This is a genomic window from Dysgonomonas termitidis (assembly GCF_042654545.1).
In the GTDB taxonomy this organism is placed as follows: domain Bacteria; phylum Bacteroidota; class Bacteroidia; order Bacteroidales; family Dysgonomonadaceae; genus Dysgonomonas; species Dysgonomonas termitidis.
Genome location: NZ_JBHSGN010000015.1, coordinates 32,372 through 49,243 on the forward strand (window position 1 = coordinate 32,372; position 16,872 = coordinate 49,243).

Consider the following 16,872-nt stretch of genomic DNA (forward strand, 5'->3'; position numbering starts at 1 on the left):
AAACCTGTGTTATCGTCTATTGATAGCACAGGTTTAATTCTTTTATAAATGAAAACTATAATTCTAAAAATAATATCGAATACAACTTTCAGGCTGCTTTTGTCCGTAGTTATCGGTATGCTGATCGGCATGTTTGCTAATGAAACCGTAATAAGCGTTATACTCCCCATAAAACATGTATTGGGACAGATCATATTTTTTCTGATACCCCTGCTTATTTTTGGCTTTATCACACCATCAATAACCAAGCTGAAAAGAAATGCATCGAAACTATTAAGTGTTTCCCTGATACTAGCCTATGCTTCATGTATCGGAAGCGCAACGCTGGCTGCTGTTGTCGGCTATAAGTTGATTCCACTTTTTGACATTGTACCTGCGACAGAGTCTTTGAAAGAGATCCCTGAAATGATATTCCGGTTGGATATACCTCCTCTTATGTCTGTCCTTTCGGCTTTAGTCCTTTCATTCATGCTGGGACTTTCTATTATATGGACGAAGTCGGATAAGATAGAGAGTGCATTATATGAGTTTCAGAATCTGGTATTTATAATGGTGAAAAGGTTTCTTCTACCGATATTACCATTGTTTATTGCTGCAAATTTTAGTGTACTGGCATATGAAGGGGCTTTAGCTTCAAGATTGCCTGTCTTTTTTGCAATACTGATTGTTACCGTTCTTTGTCATATCACGTGGATGACTATACTCTATAGTTCGGCTGGAATATATTCACGTAAAAATCCGTGGCATGTGTTGAAGTATTATGGGCCGGTGGTTCTCACTGCTTTAGGAACGCAGTCTTCAGCAGCAAGTTTGGGTGTAGCCATAGAACAAATAAAAAAGAGTCCTGTACTACGGAATGATATCAGGAATTTTGCAATTCCTTTATTTGGGAATATCCATTTTGTAGGATCAATCCTGGACGTTGTGTTTTTGTCCCTTGCCGTATCCCAATTATTGTATGGAACAATGCCGGGATTGGATAAGATGCTTATTTTTATTCCTCTCTTGGGGATATTCGCTATTGCTGCACCGGGATTGCCGGGAGGAACTCTCATAACATCACTGGGACTAATTCATGCTGTTTTGGGAATCGATGAAGCAGGAACGGCATTAATGATCAGCATTTTTGCTCTCCTTGATAGTTTTGGAACGACTCATAATATAACCAGTGACGGAGCTCTGACATTGATTCTTAGCTCCTATGCGGATAGGCATGAAGAGAGTTTAAATATTGAAGAACAGGACTAACAGACTGTTAAAGGATAATTACACAACTATATTTTACATTATGAGAGAGACTATTTAACAAATATATGATAATAAAATGGTGGGTGAATAGAGGTTTACTAGAATGTCAATAAAAATAAATATTCGATAAAATATTCATTTTAACAAACGGTGTTTTAATAAAAAATCCCGTAAATTTGATTGTTCGTAATCATACAACTCATAAACTAATGGTTGTACCACAATCTCTCATAGAATTATCTGATCGGATAAAGGGTTCAAAACTTTATCATAATACCTGTATGGATTGTCGTGTATATATCCCTTATACGCTGAATTATTCTCCATTCAGGGTAAGGATAAAAGCCTGCTTCGAGGTTGTAAACGACAGATTGAGGCTCAATGTGGATGTTTCTTCGAATGATTATACCCCTTCCTGGTGCAGGCAGGAGGCTACACGGATTAAACAGATACTTGAAGAGCAATTCCATGAGATCATATTCGATTGTGAGTTGATACACCGGAATATCCCCCTGGCTACCCGCCTGCGGGATGAACTCATCCCTGCCGTAGAAAACCTTATCCCCTATTATGGAAACGCCCTCCGGTTCCTGTGCAGCATGAAAGTATCCGTTTTACTGACAGGAAGATGGCAGGATAAATGGTTCCTGTCGCTATCCCTTGCCTGGATACGTTACCGGAATAACCGGATCGACAAATTATACTTATTCTTACCGAATGTACAGGTTCCCCTTTTGAAAAAAGAGATGGAGAGGCAGTGGCCGGGGATAACCCTTCCCGTATATCTTATCCCGGTAGAAAGTTTAAGTTTTAACATACAGGCTTATGAAAGCTTATTAAAGTCAGTAGATGCCCGGACTATGCTTGTGATCGATGACTGCCATCTGTTCAAATCACCCGACGCCATACGCTCCCGGCGCATGATGGATATCGCCGACCAGTGCAATTATAAACTGTTGATGACCGAATCATTGATTGTGAATAACATCCATGATATTTATATGCAGTACCGGATACTGAATAAGGATATACTCGGATATTACCGGTGGGACGATTTTTCCCGGAAGCATATTATTTACGGAGGGGTGGATGGTAAGCAGATATTAGGATATAAAAACCTGCCGTATCTGGTTGGACTGGCAGAACCCTATACTTACCCGGTCGATGAGAAAGGAGCCCCGGAAGCCGAGCCGGATGTCAGGACCTACATCTGTGAACTGACTCCTACTCAAAAAGAATCTTACAGGAGAAAAAAGAATGAACTGCTCTTACTCATTGAAAAATACGAAATACAGGTATATGATATTTTCAGGATCATGGGGGAAATGGAACGGATCGCGTGCGGTTATATTTCCACAGGCCATAAAAAGGATCATTATTACAATACCAATAAATTGCTTTTGCTGAAAAAACACGCATGCAAGGAATGCAGGTATGTTATATTTTGCAAGTACCTCTTTGAAGTGGACCTGCTGACAAGCTTCTGGGGGAGGAAATCCTGCGCTGTTTTCTGTGGCAGGAACAGAAGCGACAGGAGAACCGAAAGGACACAGTTCATGCGGAATAATAAACAGTATCTTATTTCCACATTGGGCATACAGGAAACATGCCTGGAAGGAGTCGGGGCACAATGCGAAATCATTTTCTTCAGCCTCTCTTTCAGGTACAGGAATTACAGGAGGGAACTCGCTTATATCAGGGAAAATGACACGGACCGGGATACCCCGGTAAAACGCTTTATAACCAACAGCGGGATTGACAGGAAGATCGTGGAGGCCCTGTCCCGCAAGGAAAAACTGGCGAATCAGGTCAACCGGCTGTTTACAGACCGGCAGAAACTGAGAGAATTTGCAGAAAGCTTATAAACTATACATATGACACACACTCATGATGAAATAAGGATAGAAAAAGTATGGGGTACGGATAACCGGCTGTATGAACTGATCGCTCCTTTTGTGATGAATCCGGAAGTTATCCGCCTGAACGGAGGCTATCCTTTCAAAAACACAGAAGACCACCTTTGGTATATTTCCGTCAAAGGGAAGAATATGGTTACCGGATTCATTTCCATTGTGAACGACCACCTGTGCAACGACTTTACCTGGCAGGATAAGGACTTATTACGGATATTGATAGAACGCGCCTTGATGGATGTAGAGAAAGGGACGCCCGTTACTTTCGTTGCCGACAATTCGGACCGGCCTCTCCTCGAAGAAATGGGCTTCTCTGTAGAAAAGCAGTGGACGAAGTATTTTAAAATGGTAAAGATCATATGAGCGGCTGTGAAAAGAATGTTTATGAGGTTACCCTGGAACGTACCGGATATATATTCTCGGAATTTGAGAATATATACCTGGCTTTCTCAGGAGGCAAAGACAGCGGGGTGATGCTCAATATTGTCCTCGACTATATGCGCCGGCACGGGATAAAGCGTAAAATCGGCGTGCTGTACATGGATGTGGAGGCTTCCTATAAAAGAACCGCCCGTTTTATTGAACGGATGTACCTCGATAACCTTGACCTTATCGAGCCCTATTGGGTATGCCTTCCGATGACGACTACCAATGCGGTTTCCATGTATGAGCCGTTCTGGATATTCTGGGACCCGGCTAAAAAAGATAAATGGGTACGTCCGATGCCGGAACATGACTTTATTATCAATAAGGATAACCATCCCTTTGATTTTTACAGGGAGAATATGACTTTCGAAGAGTTCACTCCCCTGTTCGGCGATTGGTATGCCCGGCAGCACGGGGATAAAAAGACCGCCTGCCTGATAGGTATCCGGGCGGACGAAAGCCTGAACCGTTATCATGCCGTCTCCCGGAAGGATAAGCTTTCCTATAAGGATAAAAGCTATTCAACCCGGATATCGGACAATACCTATAACTTTTACCCTATCTGTGACTGGCGCACAGAAGATATCTGGACATACAACGGCAGGTACCGCAAGCCCTATAACAGTATCTACGATTTGTTTTATATGGCGGGAGTGCCTTTGTCCGGGATGCGGATATGCGAGCCTTACGGGGATGAGCAAAAAGCCGGGCTAAACCTTTTCAAAGTATTGGAGCCCGAAACATGGGTAAGAGTAGTAGACCGTGTCAGCGGAGCCAACTTCGGGAATATCTATTGCGGGACCAAAGCGACGGGAGCCGGGAGGATAAGCCTTCCTCAGGGGCATACATGGAAAAGCTACTGTAAGTTCCTGCTGAGAACACTTCCCGGAGAAACCCGCAGGATATATACGGCCAAATTCATAAAGTTTATCCGTTACTGGAACAGGACCGGTTCTCCCGTCAGCGAGGAAGACATCCTCGAACTGGACCCGGATATGATCGTCAATACCCGGCAGTACAGTAAACGGGGAAAGGGTGACAAATATGTCGTGCGTTTCAAAACCATACCGGATGCATTGCCCGGCCTGGATAACAAAACGGATTTCCTCTCGTGGAAACGTATGTGCATGGCTATCCTTAAAAATGATATTACGTGCAGGACACTGTCTTTCTCGATGACAAAGAAGCAGATATTAAGGCAACAGGAATTAATCCGGAAATACGAAGAAATGCTATGAAAAATCAAAATGAAGAAAATTATGTTTTTCAACAAATGACTGCATCTATATGCCGGTATATAAAAGACATGAAAGATACGGATGAAAAAATAGACACCCTGAATTATGTCCGCTCAATGTTGCACGAAGTGAGCCCGATGAAACACCATCCGGTAGACTTCGTCGCATGGGAAAGATCGGAAAACATAGAAGGCAACGACTATAACCCGAACAGTGTTGCCCCGCCGGAAATGGCCTTGCTGGTTACGTCCATCGAGGAAGACGGCTATACCATGCCTGTTGTCGGCAGTCCGGAAAAGGATATCATCCGGATCGTGGACGGGTTTCACCGCAGGAAGGCTGAGCGCAAGTCCCGGAAGATATCCCAAAGTACACAGGGCAGGCTTCCTGTAACTTATATCCGTGAGTCCAGGCGGGAATTAAGTGAAAGGATGGCTTCAACCATACGTCATAACCGGGCCAGGGGCACCCATGACATAACCCTGATGTCGGAAATAGTAAGGGAACTGATCTCTATAGGGAAATCCGGCACATGGATATCGAAACATATCGGGATGGACATGGATGAAATCCTGCGGTTAAAGCAATTGACCGGTATTGCGGAACTGTTTAAAGACCGGGAGTTTTCGGTAAGGACAATAGACGGAAAGCCGGATAGAGAGTAAATGACCGGATAATTTAAAGATATTAGATAATCAGGACTTGTGTTTCCTGCTTAAGGTGTCAAACTGCACTTTGCAACAGTACCGGGACGATGGCAGCCTTCCCTTCTTTAGGGTAAAAGCTAAAATCTACTATCGGCATCTGAGATACGGGATTTTATAAGGAGTAAAGGCACAATCCAAAAGATCAATCTATTCGAGAAAGCAACCCGAAATCGAACCTAAACCCACAATAAAATTTTTCTCCTTTTGACGAATGCCCTTTCATAAAACCACGAAGGGTTTCGACGGAAGGAGGGAAATTTCTTTCATAAACTTGATCTGGCAGCAAATGAGAAAATAGTTTATACTTCATTCTTTCTAAATACCTTCGGAGTAGCCTGCTCACTCTTTTTGAAGAACTTAATAAAATGTGACGGATCTTCGAATCCCAAACAGAAAGCTATCTCATTGATCGTCCAGTTGGTATGTTTCAGTAAGGCTCTTGCTTCCAAGGCAATCCGTTCTGAGATCAATAGCTTTGTTGTTTTTCCTGTGACTTCTTTCAGTACCTTATTCAGATGATTGACATGGATATTTAGCTGCTGTGCATAGTCACCGGGAGAATGAAGCCGGATACTTTGTATTGTTGATTCTATCGGAAACTGCCTTTCCAGTAGTTCGAGGAATAAAGATGTGATTCTGTCAGATGCGTGAAACTCTTTGTGCCCAACAGGACGCATTATAGCAGGCCGCATCTTCAAAGCGGTGTGAATAATTTCTGTAACCAGATTTCGAAGGACATCGTATTTATAGATATAATCGGAATTAATCTCCGAGAACATCTTGTTATAAATTATCCGTACTTGCCTGAACTCTTCATCATTCAGATCCAAGATAGGTATTCCATGAGGCTGAAACAAAGGATAGGCTTTAAAATCGCCATATCCTTTGAAAAAGTCTTCCGTGAAAACACAAAATGCGCCTGTCTTATCCAGACTCAAAGGTTCCCAGTTATAGGGAACCTGAGGATTTGCAAACAACAGCATATTATTTTCTACAACCAGCGTTTTGTCGGCATAATGAACAGTATTGCTACCGGATATCAGGCTTATCTTATAGTAGTCTTTGCGGCTGTATGGGATAGTATGATCAGGCTGTATATAATCATCCAGAGAAAAGACATTGAACTGGCCTATCTTCCCGATAATCTCACTAGGTAAGATCCCTAATTTAATGCGATAAAAGTCTGCTAATGACAATGCCTTCTCCATTATAATATAAGCTTAAGTATTCTTTTTCTTTTCAAATATTTTGACCTCCGGAAACCTCGATCCGCTGGGCATTCACCCATCGTGCGTCATCAGTACATAAAAATGCAACTACTCCGCCAATATCCTCGGGCAAACCGACTCTTCCTAGTGGGATGGTACTAGCGGTTATTTTATTGACTTCCTCGTTGTCTCTGACAATACCTCCGCCAAAATCGGTGGCTATAGCACCAGGAGCAACGGCATTAGACCGAATACCTCTGGCTCCAAGTTCTTTTGCCTGATATCTTGTTAATACCTCAATAGCTCCTTTCATAGATGCATAAGCGGAATATCCGGGCCGGGAGAAACGTGCCAGACCGGTTGAGATATTGATGATACCGCCACCGTCTTCGAGTATGTTCAATGCTTTTTGAGTAAAGAAATAAACACCTTTGAAATGGATATTAAAAAGACTGTCGAAATCCACTTCGGTTGTTTCGGCAAAAGCTGAATTAATTCCGATGCCTGCGTTATTTACCAAATAGTTTATTTTCTGAATACCAAACTTTACAGACAATTCCTGCTTAAGTAATTCGAAAAAAGAATCGAAGCTTTTTACATCGGCAGTATTGAGTTGGAGAGCAATGGCTTTCTGTCCGAGTTGCTCTATCTCTGCGATTGTCTCCAAAGCACTTTCTTTTTTACTGTTGTAGGTAAGGACTACATCCAGTCCTTTTCGGGCTATATTTAAAGCCATATTCTTGCCTAGTCCACGGCTACCGCCTGTTACTAATGCGATTTTTGATTGTTGTGACATAATTCAATAGTTTTAATTACAACACAAAGATACTGGTATATAGCTCATTGATACTGTATGATTCAATCCGCTTATGGTAAAAATCAAATAATTCATTAACCTCTCTATAAAAGACGTTAGTTGTATATCAGAATATAAGCATTTAGATATGTTGCTAAAGACAAACAAAGGATATAAGGAACAAACAATATTCCACTAATTCTGTTTGTGGGACAACATTTGAGAGCATAGTATAAAACAGCCAGATCCAACAAGATAATATTGATAAAACCTAAAAGAAGATTTTGCAGATAGAAGAATGAAATGCTCCATGTAAAATTAAGGAACAACTGAACAGCAAATAATGAAGTCAGAAATTTCTTGTTCCGTCCTTTTGAATTTAATATCAAACCAATAGAAATACCCATACATAGGTATATTATACTCCAAGCAATAGGAAAAGCTATATTGGGAGGAGTTATTTCCGGTTTATTCAATGTCGGATACCATGTTTGTATAGATTCCGATTGAAAATAACTGGCTGTGAATCCGACTAAAAAACAAATTATTACAGGAAGTAATATGTATAAAAATTTTCTCATAGAATATTAATTCTTGTTATTGCTATTATGTTATGATCTCCCAATCCTCGACTTCTCCTTCTATCGTTTCGAATAGAGGATGTGGTTTTAGCTCAGTTAATACTGGTAACTTCACTAAAAATTCCGGACTTCGTTTCTGGAGTTTTCGCCTCAGATGTTCATACTCATATTCCAATTGCCCTTTCGTAACGGGAATTGAAGGAATATTTTCAATCACACGAATCTTTTCTTTATTGTATGAAAAGTTCCTTCTCACAGCTTCTTTGTATATTTCGGTAAGGAAAGCATCAATGTAAAGATTTGGATCAGGGCTATTCTTAAAACGAATCAGCTGAGGATGATTCGCATATCCCTTTGTATTACCCAAGAGCACATTCTTAGCCAATAACCCTTCACGCCAGGAGGCATTAAGCCCAGCCGAATCAAGATACTGAGGATGTAAAGACCATAACCGCATGTATTATTTTGCTAAGAGTTTTTCGATAGTCCCGGCAATCTTTGACGGGTTAGTTATCGGAGCATATCGGTCAATGACATTTCCTTCTCTGTCGATCAGGAACTTCGTAAAGTTCCATTTTATAGAATCGCCTAGGATTCCTTTGCTATTTTGCTTCAGGTATTTATAAAGAGGATCTGCATTATCTCCGTTTACCTCAATCTTGCCAAATGTGGTAAATGTAGTTTTATACTTCATTCCGCAGAAAGAGGTAATTTCATCATTGGTTCCGGGAGCCTGTTTTCCAAACTGATTGCACGGAAAATCCAATATCTCAAAGCCCTGATCCTTATATTTAAGATATAGATCCTGTAAATCTTTATACTGAGGGGTAAAACCACATGCGGTAGCAGTATTAACAATCAGCAGCACCTTTCCTTTATAGTTGGATAACGGAACATCATTGCCTTTGCTATCCTTTACGGTAAAATCATATATACTCATAATATACTTGTTTTACCATATACAACAATCTCAAACGATTTTAGATTAGATTGTGATAATTTTTATTGAAATATCCTTTATTCGTTTCATGTATAAACTTTCATCATTTCAAGAATAAGACAACAATTGCAATCAGAGCAGGTAAAGCCTGCTTAAAGAAGATTGATTTCTGAGCAGTGATAACTCCATAAATTCCTGCAATAGCGACACAGCTAAGAAAGAACAATGCTGTATTCTGGCTCCAGTCCGGACTGTCAATCAGCAGAGACCAGATAAGCCCGGCTGCCAGAAAACCATTATATAAACCTTGATTAGCAGCCAGTCCTTTAGTTTTCTCGAATAATTCATCCGGTATACTTTTGAAAGTCTTTCGCCCTTTTGTTGTCCATGCAAACATTTCAAGCCAAAGGATATAAATATGCTCAAGAGCCACAAGCCCTATTAATATTTTAGATAATATTTCCATCTGTTTTTCTTTAAAGAATATTACCCTACGAAGTAAAGATTTATTTTTCAAGATAATTATTACATTCTTCGTCTTTTTTGTTTTTTGCGTCGGATTTCTTCTTCCCTCTCTTTCTCACAGGCAAAGTTTCCCGCTGACCTTTCTTTAATGGAATCAGGTTGAATTCCCGCTCCAGTTCCTTACAGATTTTCATCGACCTTGCTACTTCATAACTGTCGTTTATCTTTTTACCTGTTTCATCTATCCGTAATGAAATGATATGCAGATGCTGCCTTTGGATGTCGGAGTGCTTTTATAATATTATTGGCTATAAATTAGAATTTATAGAGCTCCATTTATCAATTGCAGGAATCACCCCCGATCTAATGAGTTCATCTCTCAGGCTGCACAAATGTCCATAGCTTTGCTGTAAGGCTTTATGCTCTCCGGGCGTACCTCCCACCGGTTGGTAATGTACACCATTTGTATCAAGCTTAGTTTCCATAGCCATCATAATATTGGAAAATTCGCCATTTGAAACATATACGCCCACAGGCCAGTCAAATTTCTCACCTCCCATAACGGCCTGTATCATTTCCAGTGACAGGTATGCCGGACTTTGAAATGAGGAACGCCCTCTTAATTCTATTATTCTTTTGCCTCCCTGAATGACTTTCTCTTTGATATCACTCCACTCATTACTGGTCAAAACAGATGTTCCGATTAAACTATTCAGAGGCTCTGAGTTAACAGTTGCCGTAGATGAAAATACAGCCATTTGCTCCCCGTGTCCTCCGTAAGTTCTACAATTGACGACCTTATCAGGATGAATATTAAAATGTTTGGCTAATTCATTCCGCAACCTGGTACTATCCAAAGCTGCAAGAGTAGATACTTGTGAGGGCTTTAGTCCCGAATATAATAAAACCAGCAGCCCTGTTATATCTGCCGGATTAAATATGACCACAACATGTTTTACATCCGGACAGTATTGCTTAATGTCTTTTCCAAATTGTATCGCAACTTCCGCATTTCCTTTCAACAGGTCTTCGCGTGTCATACCTTCTTTCCGCGCCGCTCCTCCCGATGTAATAATATATTTGCTGTCTTCTAAAGCTTCGCGGATATTACTTGTATAAGTAATGTCTATACCCTTCAACCCACATTGTAGCAGTTCTTCCGCTACGCCTTCCAAGCCTTTGGCATATGGGTCGTATAAACAGATGTTAGAAGATAGGCCCATAAGGATAGCTGACTGAGCCATATTCGAACCAATCATTCCGGCAGCACCGACTATTGTCAGTTTTTCAGATGTAAGAGTTTTCATATTATTTATTATTTTGTTGTTACAAATATACCTGATTTTTCAAGATCCCTCATCCTTTAAAACATTTATAGGTTATAATAAAAAGTCATAGCGTTATATATCATAATAGAGATGAAGTAAAATATGGGATTATCTATCTTATTGTTCAAACAAAACTCAATGAATTTGTCAATTAATCCATCTGACTGTCCTTGAGGATATGTGATGTTGGGCATTAGATTGACATTCAAATATTTAACATCAACCTATTATTATCCATAGAGTATCGACCCTGACAGTTCGCTATCATCCCTATACTTAAAGATTTCGCAGAATAGGAGAAAGATAAGGTAATAAATAAATTAAAATACCGGATATAGATAAACAATAAAAATACTCACTAAAAAAATGGGGTCATCGGGCAGACTCCTGTGCTTTTTCAGGTAAAAATTTTTCGCCAAGAGTCTGTACCACCTTTTGTATTGTTCCATCTTGATTAAAATAAAGTTTATCAAAACAAACTGACCGGAGATTTCCTCTTCCCGACAATATACTATTATGGTAAAAAGCATACCATTGACCTTTATATTCTACAACAGAGCCATGGCTGGTATCACAACCTGTAGGATATAGATAAACACCCTGATAAGTCCATGGACCCAACGGATTATTACTCGTTGCATAGTTCAGACGGTTTGCACCTTTTCCATTTTCTCTGTTATTATCGGAATAAGCAAGATAATAAATCCCATTTCTTTTGAAAACCCATGCCGCTTCATGAAAATCATCCAGTCCTTCCATAAATACCAATGAATCCTCCAACGCTATCATGTTGTCTTTCAGCTTTGCTCCTGCACAACGTCCACCACCTCCATAATAAAAATAGCCCTGCCCATCATCGTCTACGAAAACACACGGATCAATCATCGCATAGTTATCATCACCCAGATTAAGATATCCTTTTACACTAAAGCCGCTGGCTGGATTCTTACTGGTAGCTATGCCAACTTTCCATGTTTTGTTCCACTCCGTTCCACTAGGATGAGGAAAATAGAAATAATATACCCCATTCTTATATGCACAGTCGGGGGCCCACATAAAACCTCCTTCGGGTCTCCCCCAGGAGACTTGCGATGCACGAAGGATCTCACCATGATCTATCCAGCTTATCATATCGTCAGTTGAAAAAACATGGTACTGATCCATTAAATCACATCCTCTGGGAGGAGCTATATCATGTGAAGCATATACATAAAGTCTGCCATCTTTCCAAACATGCGCTGACGGATCTGCCGTATACATATGCCGGATGAATGGATTATCCTGTGCAACACAAAACAGAGAAGCTATGAACAGGTTTATTAAAACAACGGTTTTTCTCATTTTCATATTTATTTTACGGTATAATCTTTTCAGCTGAAGGGGGAACATTATCCATAGAAGCCCCCCAGGCAGTATTGGCCTTATCTCCCATTACAAGAACGAGCTTCCCGCCGTTTTCTATATCTTTGTGGCTAAACCAGGGCTTGTCCCAATCTTTGCCATTTAGTATGGCAGACTGTATATATTTATTATCCCGAGTGCAGTTTTTGGCCTCTATTTCAAAGACTTTTCCATTTCCGATATTAATCTTCACATTTTCGAAAACAGGGGAACCTATATTATAAGTCGGAGAACCCGGGGTAAACGGATAAAAACCCATTTGCGAGAAGACCACGAATGCAGATAGTCCTCCACCATCTTCATCTCCAGGAACTCCCATCAAATCATTTCTGAACCACTGATCTAACAGATTCCGTATACGTTTCTGAGTCTTCCAGGGTTGTCCTGCATAGTTATAGAGATATGGTATATGTAAAGAAGGTTCATTTGCCATTGAGAATTGTCCGACATTCCCGGTTTGATCTGGGAGCTGAGCGTAGAACTGAAATTTACTTTTACCTAACGGTTCCCGGAAAGTCTGATCCAGATTGTGAATAAATTTTTCAGCCGACCCCATCAGTTCCATTAAATCCGCCGGGTTATGAGGAACATCCCATCTATATGTCCATCCATTATTCTCATCGTAGTAATCCCGGGCTCCTTGTCCGCCGGAAAAACGATAGTCAAATGGCATTATGAAATTCCCATTTTTATCCTTGGGATGGAAAAAACCTGTTTCTTTATTATAAAGATTATGATAATTATAGGAGCATTTCAGGAAATCGCGATAGTCATCGTCTTTCCCGAGTTCTTTGGCTATTTGCGATAAACACCAGCCATCATAACATGCTCCCAGGGTTACAGCAACAGATTGGCGCTTTTCTCTCGGATTTACTTCTTTTACATATTCATCCTCTCCTTCCTGTAAAGCCGGGAAATATCCTTTTTCCTGATAAAACGAATCCAACACGGTATTAGCCTGCTTGGTCCATGGCAATAGCGATTTTTCCGTCAGAGCGCTTTTACATGCATTATAAGCCGCTTCCAAATTAAACCCCCGCAATCCTTTACAATAAGCGTCCCATACTACAGCCACAGCGTGATTTCCATTCATGCGATGACTATCACCCGTTATTTCGGGAAACGTAGGCATCCATCCGTTTGGGGCTTGCTGGGCCATCCGCACATACGAATTTATCATATTTACCTCTGCATCAGGCTCAATCAGAATGCGTAAAGGATGCGCCGCACGGTAAGTATCCCAAATCCAGTCATCGGTATAAAAAGGAACCCCTTCGTCACTGTGTACTTTATTATCCGTCGCACTATAATAATATCCGTCTTCTGATATATTAATCATCCTTTCATAAACACGGTAAAGCGAAGTGTAAAACACGGATTTATCATTGTCTGATCCGCCTTTAACCTCTATTTTATTCAAGGCTTTGTTCCATATATTACGGCCAATTTCTGCTATTTCACCTACATTATAGGTATTTATTTCTCTCCGCAAACTTTTTTTTGCCTGCTCTATGCTTATAAAAGAGATACCATAACGCAGATTAATTTGCTTCCCGGGAAATTCTAAAGCTATAGCCTCATTTTCCCCTTCAACAAATGTCCGGTTATAATTAATTGCAGATAATTGTTTGTCGAATGTCCCGATATTTTTTACAGGCCGTTCTGTCTCCATGTATAAATATACTTTTGTGGGACCAGCCCCGATCAATTGCCATCCCTCAAGACCACTCCCATTTGCCTTTAGTTGTCCGTTGCGGGTATTAATAATTAATTTATTCAAACCCTCTTCCTGAAAAGTAAAATTATATACTCCAGACTGGTGAGACGGTGCATAATCTACTTGTATTTTCTCTTCATCTAAATAGACAGAATAACGGTAAGGCGTTATTTTCTCATTATCATATGTGTAATTTATCACCGGAGCGAAATGGGAAGATCTGTCTCCGACCGATACAGGACTGATATTGAATGCGGAACTCCCTCTATGACTTGTAACTATTACGGGCAATCCGGTAATCACATTGGAAGTATAATCCCTCCTCTCGGGATATACTCTCAGCATACTATTAGGCAGATGTACTGTGGGAAAAGTCGGCACTAACATATGACTTATATTCCCCATATATACGTTGACATAATCAACCGGAGTTTTTTCATTATCGTAATCTCCAATCGACGCGATACATGAGGAGAAAAGAGATATCAAGGCCAATATACCTGATATTTTGATTTGTTTTATCATAATATTACAATTTTAATGTTTGCTTGAACCCGGTGTATTTTACAACTTTTTTCACAGGTACCGAATGTATATTTTCATACTCACCATCAATAAGAACCAGTTGAAACTCTTGAGATTTTCCCTTGTTATAATTACCTTTCTGAGTATCTATGACCAACTCATTCATCTTATCATCCCAATAAAAAGGTATATAGGCATAACTGTTGTTCTTGTATTCGTATGATTTACCATCATCCTTATAAAGTTCGAATTTACCGTCACTTCCTTTATAGATAAGAATTTTAATTATATCATCGGGGGTATTCGTTTTGTCACTATCCTTATAAACCGGGACAATTGCTCCTGATTTTATATAAAGAGGTATTTTGTCTTTCGATGCAGCGGCAACGATATTTTGTCCTCCGTTGTAAATTTCCCCAGTCCAGAAGTCTATCCATTTATTACCTCCTGGCAAATAAACATCTCTGGAGGCAACCCCGGCACTCAATACAGGACACACAAGAAATGACGGTCCGTACATAAACTGATCTTTACAGTCCTGTATATTTTTATCTCCGGGAAAATCAAATGCCAACAATCGCATCGGTGTATAGTCTTTGTGAGTAACATCTCCTGTAAGGGTGTATATATAAGGCATAAGAGTGTATCTCAGATTAATGTACCGGGTACAAATATCCTGCACTTCTTTTCCATAGGCCCATAGTTCGTTCGGAGCTTTAGTATCACCCGGATAACGGCGTCCATGGCTTCTAAATACAGGACAAAAGGTTCCATATTCGAACCAGCGCATAAATAATTCCCGATATTCTTCCTCTCCGGGATCTCCGCCCGAATACCCCCCGATATCAGTTGTCCAATAGGGTATGCCGGTAGCAACAAAATTTAGGCCTGCTGTAATCTGTTTTTGCAATTCATCAAAAGTCGTCGGTATATCCCCAGACCAGATAGCTGCTCCGGTTCTTTGCTGGGACGCCCACGCGCAACGTGTAAGAATGTATGGACGCGTGTTTGGATATAACTCCAGTAAGTTATTATAAAAATTTTCGACATGTAACAACGGATATAAATTTCTTACAGTTACCGCCGGGCCTGCAAATGTATTAACGGGAAGAAATGAACTGACATGATCAGGCTCCGGCCCGTCAAGAAACCAGCCGTCCAGTCCTGTTTTTACAAGCGGAAGAATCTGTTTCCAATAAATCTGTCTTGCTTCAGGGTTAAATACATCATAGATCATTCCATCCAAAGCTCTGGCACCATCCAGCAACATCCCTTTCGATTCTAATTCATCATAATGGGCAGTCCCTTTCTTGAATGCCGGCCAAACTGTTATGACTGCTTTGGTCTGATATTTATCATGTAATATCTTTAACATACCCCCTGGGTCGGGAAAAATCGTTTCATCAAATTTATGTGAACCTGTGCCATATCTCTGCCAGTAAAAATAATCGATAAAGATAGAACTCATCTGTATATCTTCATGATTCATTTTTTCAGCAATATTCAGCACCTCGTCCTGTGTCGCATATTTATTGCGACTCTGATGATAGCCGAGAGACCAATAAGGAATCATCGGAGCTTTACCTGTCAATTGGCGATAGGATGAAATAAGCTTATCAAGAGTATTTCCGGTAAACAGGTAATAATCCAGTTTATTCCCAAAATCGGAAACGAAGCTCATCCCCTTCGCATTGTCCTCAAAAACAGTACGTGACGGATTATCCCAAAATAAGCCCCACCCGGCGGTCGAGTAAATAACAGGTACGGCAGCCTGAGTGTTGAATTGTACTAATTCCCGTTTTTTCCCACGTAGATTCAAAGCGTTATCCCTGAATTGTCCCAAACCATAGAGAGCTTCATCCGGCATCATTTTGAATAAACAACGGGGAGCTATCGAATCTTCTTTGACAGGCTCTCTTTTATTACTCGCTTCCTTTAGTAATAACTTGCCTTCCGAATTATAAAAGCTATAATTCCCAGTAAACTTATGCAGTACGAACTTATATTTATCAGTAATCAAAATCAAATCATTATCGTCTTCTTCGACCTCAAAATCAGCGGAAGGAAAGTCTTCAATTACCGCATAACTACTTTTATCTTTGTTCTGGTTTAAAGGAGTAAGATGAAAATGTAAAGCTCCGAAATCATACGGTTTCACGGTTAATGTTCCTTCGACGGTTTCTATTGTAAGAATATTATTCTTTCTTTCCCATGAATTTACATAAATATCCCAGGCAGGAATATAAGGTTCATCCAGAGTGTTGGCAACTATAGGTATGCTTATACTTAAGATAAAAAGAGGAATTAATAAAATAATTTTTTTTTTCATTACATATTTATGGTTAAACTGATATGATGTACTATGATTTCTATGAAAAT

The 16,872-nt window shown here is 40.2% G+C and carries 16 protein-coding genes and 1 pseudogene; 5 read left to right on the plus strand and 12 right to left on the minus strand.

The annotated features are described in order from the left end of the window. Positions 1-48 precede the first annotated feature (48 nt). The 5 genes from ACFO6W_RS02645 to ACFO6W_RS02665 all read left to right on the plus strand — a co-directional run bounded on the left by ACFO6W_RS02645 (position 49) and on the right by ACFO6W_RS02665 (position 5,490). On the plus strand, positions 49-1,248 hold the full coding sequence (locus ACFO6W_RS02645; RefSeq protein ID WP_379993774.1) for a cation:dicarboxylate symporter family transporter: 1,200 nt from the start codon (positions 49-51) through the stop codon (positions 1,246-1,248). A gap of 281 nt (positions 1,249-1,529) precedes the next feature. Next, the gene (locus tag ACFO6W_RS02650) at positions 1,530-3,113 is read left to right on the plus strand and encodes a DEAD/DEAH box helicase family protein (protein ID WP_379993775.1); all 1,584 of its coding nucleotides are present in this window, start codon (positions 1,530-1,532) and stop codon (positions 3,111-3,113) included. A 9-nt stretch (positions 3,114-3,122) separates the two neighbouring features. Continuing rightward, complete coding sequence (locus ACFO6W_RS02655; RefSeq protein WP_379993776.1) at positions 3,123-3,524, plus strand: phospholipase D-like domain-containing protein; 402 nt, start codon at positions 3,123-3,125, stop codon at positions 3,522-3,524. Then, positions 3,521-4,825 carry a DUF3440 domain-containing protein gene (locus tag ACFO6W_RS02660; protein WP_379993777.1) on the plus strand — a complete coding sequence of 435 codons (1,305 nt, stop codon included), beginning with the start codon at positions 3,521-3,523 and terminating at the stop codon, positions 4,823-4,825. The genes ACFO6W_RS02655 and ACFO6W_RS02660 overlap by 4 nt, the downstream gene beginning before the upstream one ends. Positions 4,826-4,962: 137 nt before the next feature. Continuing rightward, positions 4,963-5,490 (plus strand): ParB N-terminal domain-containing protein, encoded by a 528-nt coding sequence (locus ACFO6W_RS02665; RefSeq protein ID WP_379993808.1) that lies wholly within the window; start codon positions 4,963-4,965, stop codon positions 5,488-5,490. A 341-nt stretch (positions 5,491-5,831) separates the two neighbouring features. Here the strand turns inward: ACFO6W_RS02665 and ACFO6W_RS02670 are convergent, their stop codons facing one another. The 12 genes and pseudogenes from ACFO6W_RS02670 to ACFO6W_RS02725 form a co-directional block, all read right to left on the minus strand. Next, on the minus strand, positions 5,832-6,740 hold the full coding sequence (locus ACFO6W_RS02670; protein WP_379993778.1) for a helix-turn-helix domain-containing protein: 909 nt from the start codon (positions 6,738-6,740) through the stop codon (positions 5,832-5,834). A gap of 31 nt (positions 6,741-6,771) precedes the next feature. Beyond that, a complete protein-coding gene (locus tag ACFO6W_RS02675; RefSeq protein WP_379993779.1) occupies positions 6,772-7,536 on the minus strand; it encodes an SDR family oxidoreductase in 765 nt (254 codons plus the stop codon). Positions 7,537-7,652: 116 nt separating this feature from the next. Beyond that, a complete protein-coding gene (locus ACFO6W_RS02680; RefSeq protein WP_379993780.1) occupies positions 7,653-8,117 on the minus strand; it encodes a TspO/MBR family protein in 465 nt (154 codons plus the stop codon). Between the two features lie 25 nt (positions 8,118-8,142). After that, positions 8,143-8,574, minus strand: a complete 432-nt coding sequence (locus tag ACFO6W_RS02685) for a pyrimidine dimer DNA glycosylase/endonuclease V (protein WP_379993781.1) — start codon at positions 8,572-8,574, stop codon at positions 8,143-8,145. Between the two features lie 3 nt (positions 8,575-8,577). Further along, positions 8,578-9,057, minus strand: a complete 480-nt coding sequence (locus tag ACFO6W_RS02690; protein ID WP_379993782.1) for a glutathione peroxidase — start codon at positions 9,055-9,057, stop codon at positions 8,578-8,580. A 103-nt stretch (positions 9,058-9,160) separates the two neighbouring features. Next, positions 9,161-9,523: a DUF1304 domain-containing protein gene (locus tag ACFO6W_RS02695; protein WP_379993783.1), complete on the minus strand. Its 363-nt coding sequence runs from the start codon at positions 9,521-9,523 to the stop codon at positions 9,161-9,163. A 40-nt stretch (positions 9,524-9,563) separates the two neighbouring features. Continuing rightward, positions 9,564-9,716, minus strand: a complete 153-nt coding sequence (locus tag ACFO6W_RS02700) for a hypothetical protein (protein ID WP_379993784.1) — start codon at positions 9,714-9,716, stop codon at positions 9,564-9,566. Between the two features lie 21 nt (positions 9,717-9,737). Further along, a pseudogene (locus tag ACFO6W_RS02705) lies at positions 9,738-9,803 on the minus strand (hypothetical protein); the annotation flags it as partial. Positions 9,804-9,830: 27 nt separating this feature from the next. After that, on the minus strand, positions 9,831-10,829 hold the full coding sequence (locus ACFO6W_RS02710) for a malate dehydrogenase (RefSeq protein ID WP_379993785.1): 999 nt from the start codon (positions 10,827-10,829) through the stop codon (positions 9,831-9,833). A 393-nt stretch (positions 10,830-11,222) separates the two neighbouring features. Beyond that, the gene (locus tag ACFO6W_RS02715; protein WP_379993786.1) at positions 11,223-12,191 is read right to left on the minus strand and encodes a family 43 glycosylhydrolase; all 969 of its coding nucleotides are present in this window, start codon (positions 12,189-12,191) and stop codon (positions 11,223-11,225) included. Between the two features lie 13 nt (positions 12,192-12,204). Then, positions 12,205-14,493: a GH92 family glycosyl hydrolase gene (locus ACFO6W_RS02720; protein WP_379993787.1), complete on the minus strand. Its 2,289-nt coding sequence runs from the start codon at positions 14,491-14,493 to the stop codon at positions 12,205-12,207. Positions 14,494-14,497: 4 nt separating this feature from the next. Then, positions 14,498-16,822 carry a glycoside hydrolase family 31 protein gene (locus ACFO6W_RS02725; RefSeq protein WP_379993788.1) on the minus strand — a complete coding sequence of 775 codons (2,325 nt, stop codon included), beginning with the start codon at positions 16,820-16,822 and terminating at the stop codon, positions 14,498-14,500. Positions 16,823-16,872: the final 50 nt, after the last annotated feature.

Coding starts and splice junctions, on each gene's coding strand:
- ACFO6W_RS02645 (WP_379993774.1), top strand. CDS start 49: ATGAAAACTATAATTCTAAAAATAATATCGAATACAACTTTCAGGCTG.
- ACFO6W_RS02650 (WP_379993775.1), top strand. CDS start 1,530: ATGGATTGTCGTGTATATATCCCTTATACGCTGAATTATTCTCCATTC.
- ACFO6W_RS02655 (WP_379993776.1), top strand. CDS start 3,123: ATGACACACACTCATGATGAAATAAGGATAGAAAAAGTATGGGGTACG.
- ACFO6W_RS02660 (WP_379993777.1), top strand. CDS start 3,521: ATGAGCGGCTGTGAAAAGAATGTTTATGAGGTTACCCTGGAACGTACC.
- ACFO6W_RS02665 (WP_379993808.1), top strand. CDS start 4,963: ATGAAACACCATCCGGTAGACTTCGTCGCATGGGAAAGATCGGAAAAC.
- ACFO6W_RS02670 (WP_379993778.1), bottom strand. CDS start 6,740: ATGGAGAAGGCATTGTCATTAGCAGACTTTTATCGCATTAAATTAGGG.
- ACFO6W_RS02675 (WP_379993779.1), bottom strand. CDS start 7,536: ATGTCACAACAATCAAAAATCGCATTAGTAACAGGCGGTAGCCGTGGA.
- ACFO6W_RS02680 (WP_379993780.1), bottom strand. CDS start 8,117: ATGAGAAAATTTTTATACATATTACTTCCTGTAATAATTTGTTTTTTA.
- ACFO6W_RS02685 (WP_379993781.1), bottom strand. CDS start 8,574: ATGCGGTTATGGTCTTTACATCCTCAGTATCTTGATTCGGCTGGGCTT.
- ACFO6W_RS02690 (WP_379993782.1), bottom strand. CDS start 9,057: ATGAGTATATATGATTTTACCGTAAAGGATAGCAAAGGCAATGATGTT.
- ACFO6W_RS02695 (WP_379993783.1), bottom strand. CDS start 9,523: ATGGAAATATTATCTAAAATATTAATAGGGCTTGTGGCTCTTGAGCAT.
- ACFO6W_RS02700 (WP_379993784.1), bottom strand. CDS start 9,716: ATGAAAATCTGTAAGGAACTGGAGCGGGAATTCAACCTGATTCCATTA.
- ACFO6W_RS02710 (WP_379993785.1), bottom strand. CDS start 10,829: ATGAAAACTCTTACATCTGAAAAACTGACAATAGTCGGTGCTGCCGGA.
- ACFO6W_RS02715 (WP_379993786.1), bottom strand. CDS start 12,191: ATGAGAAAAACCGTTGTTTTAATAAACCTGTTCATAGCTTCTCTGTTT.
- ACFO6W_RS02720 (WP_379993787.1), bottom strand. CDS start 14,493: ATGATAAAACAAATCAAAATATCAGGTATATTGGCCTTGATATCTCTT.
- ACFO6W_RS02725 (WP_379993788.1), bottom strand. CDS start 16,822: ATGAAAAAAAAAATTATTTTATTAATTCCTCTTTTTATCTTAAGTATA.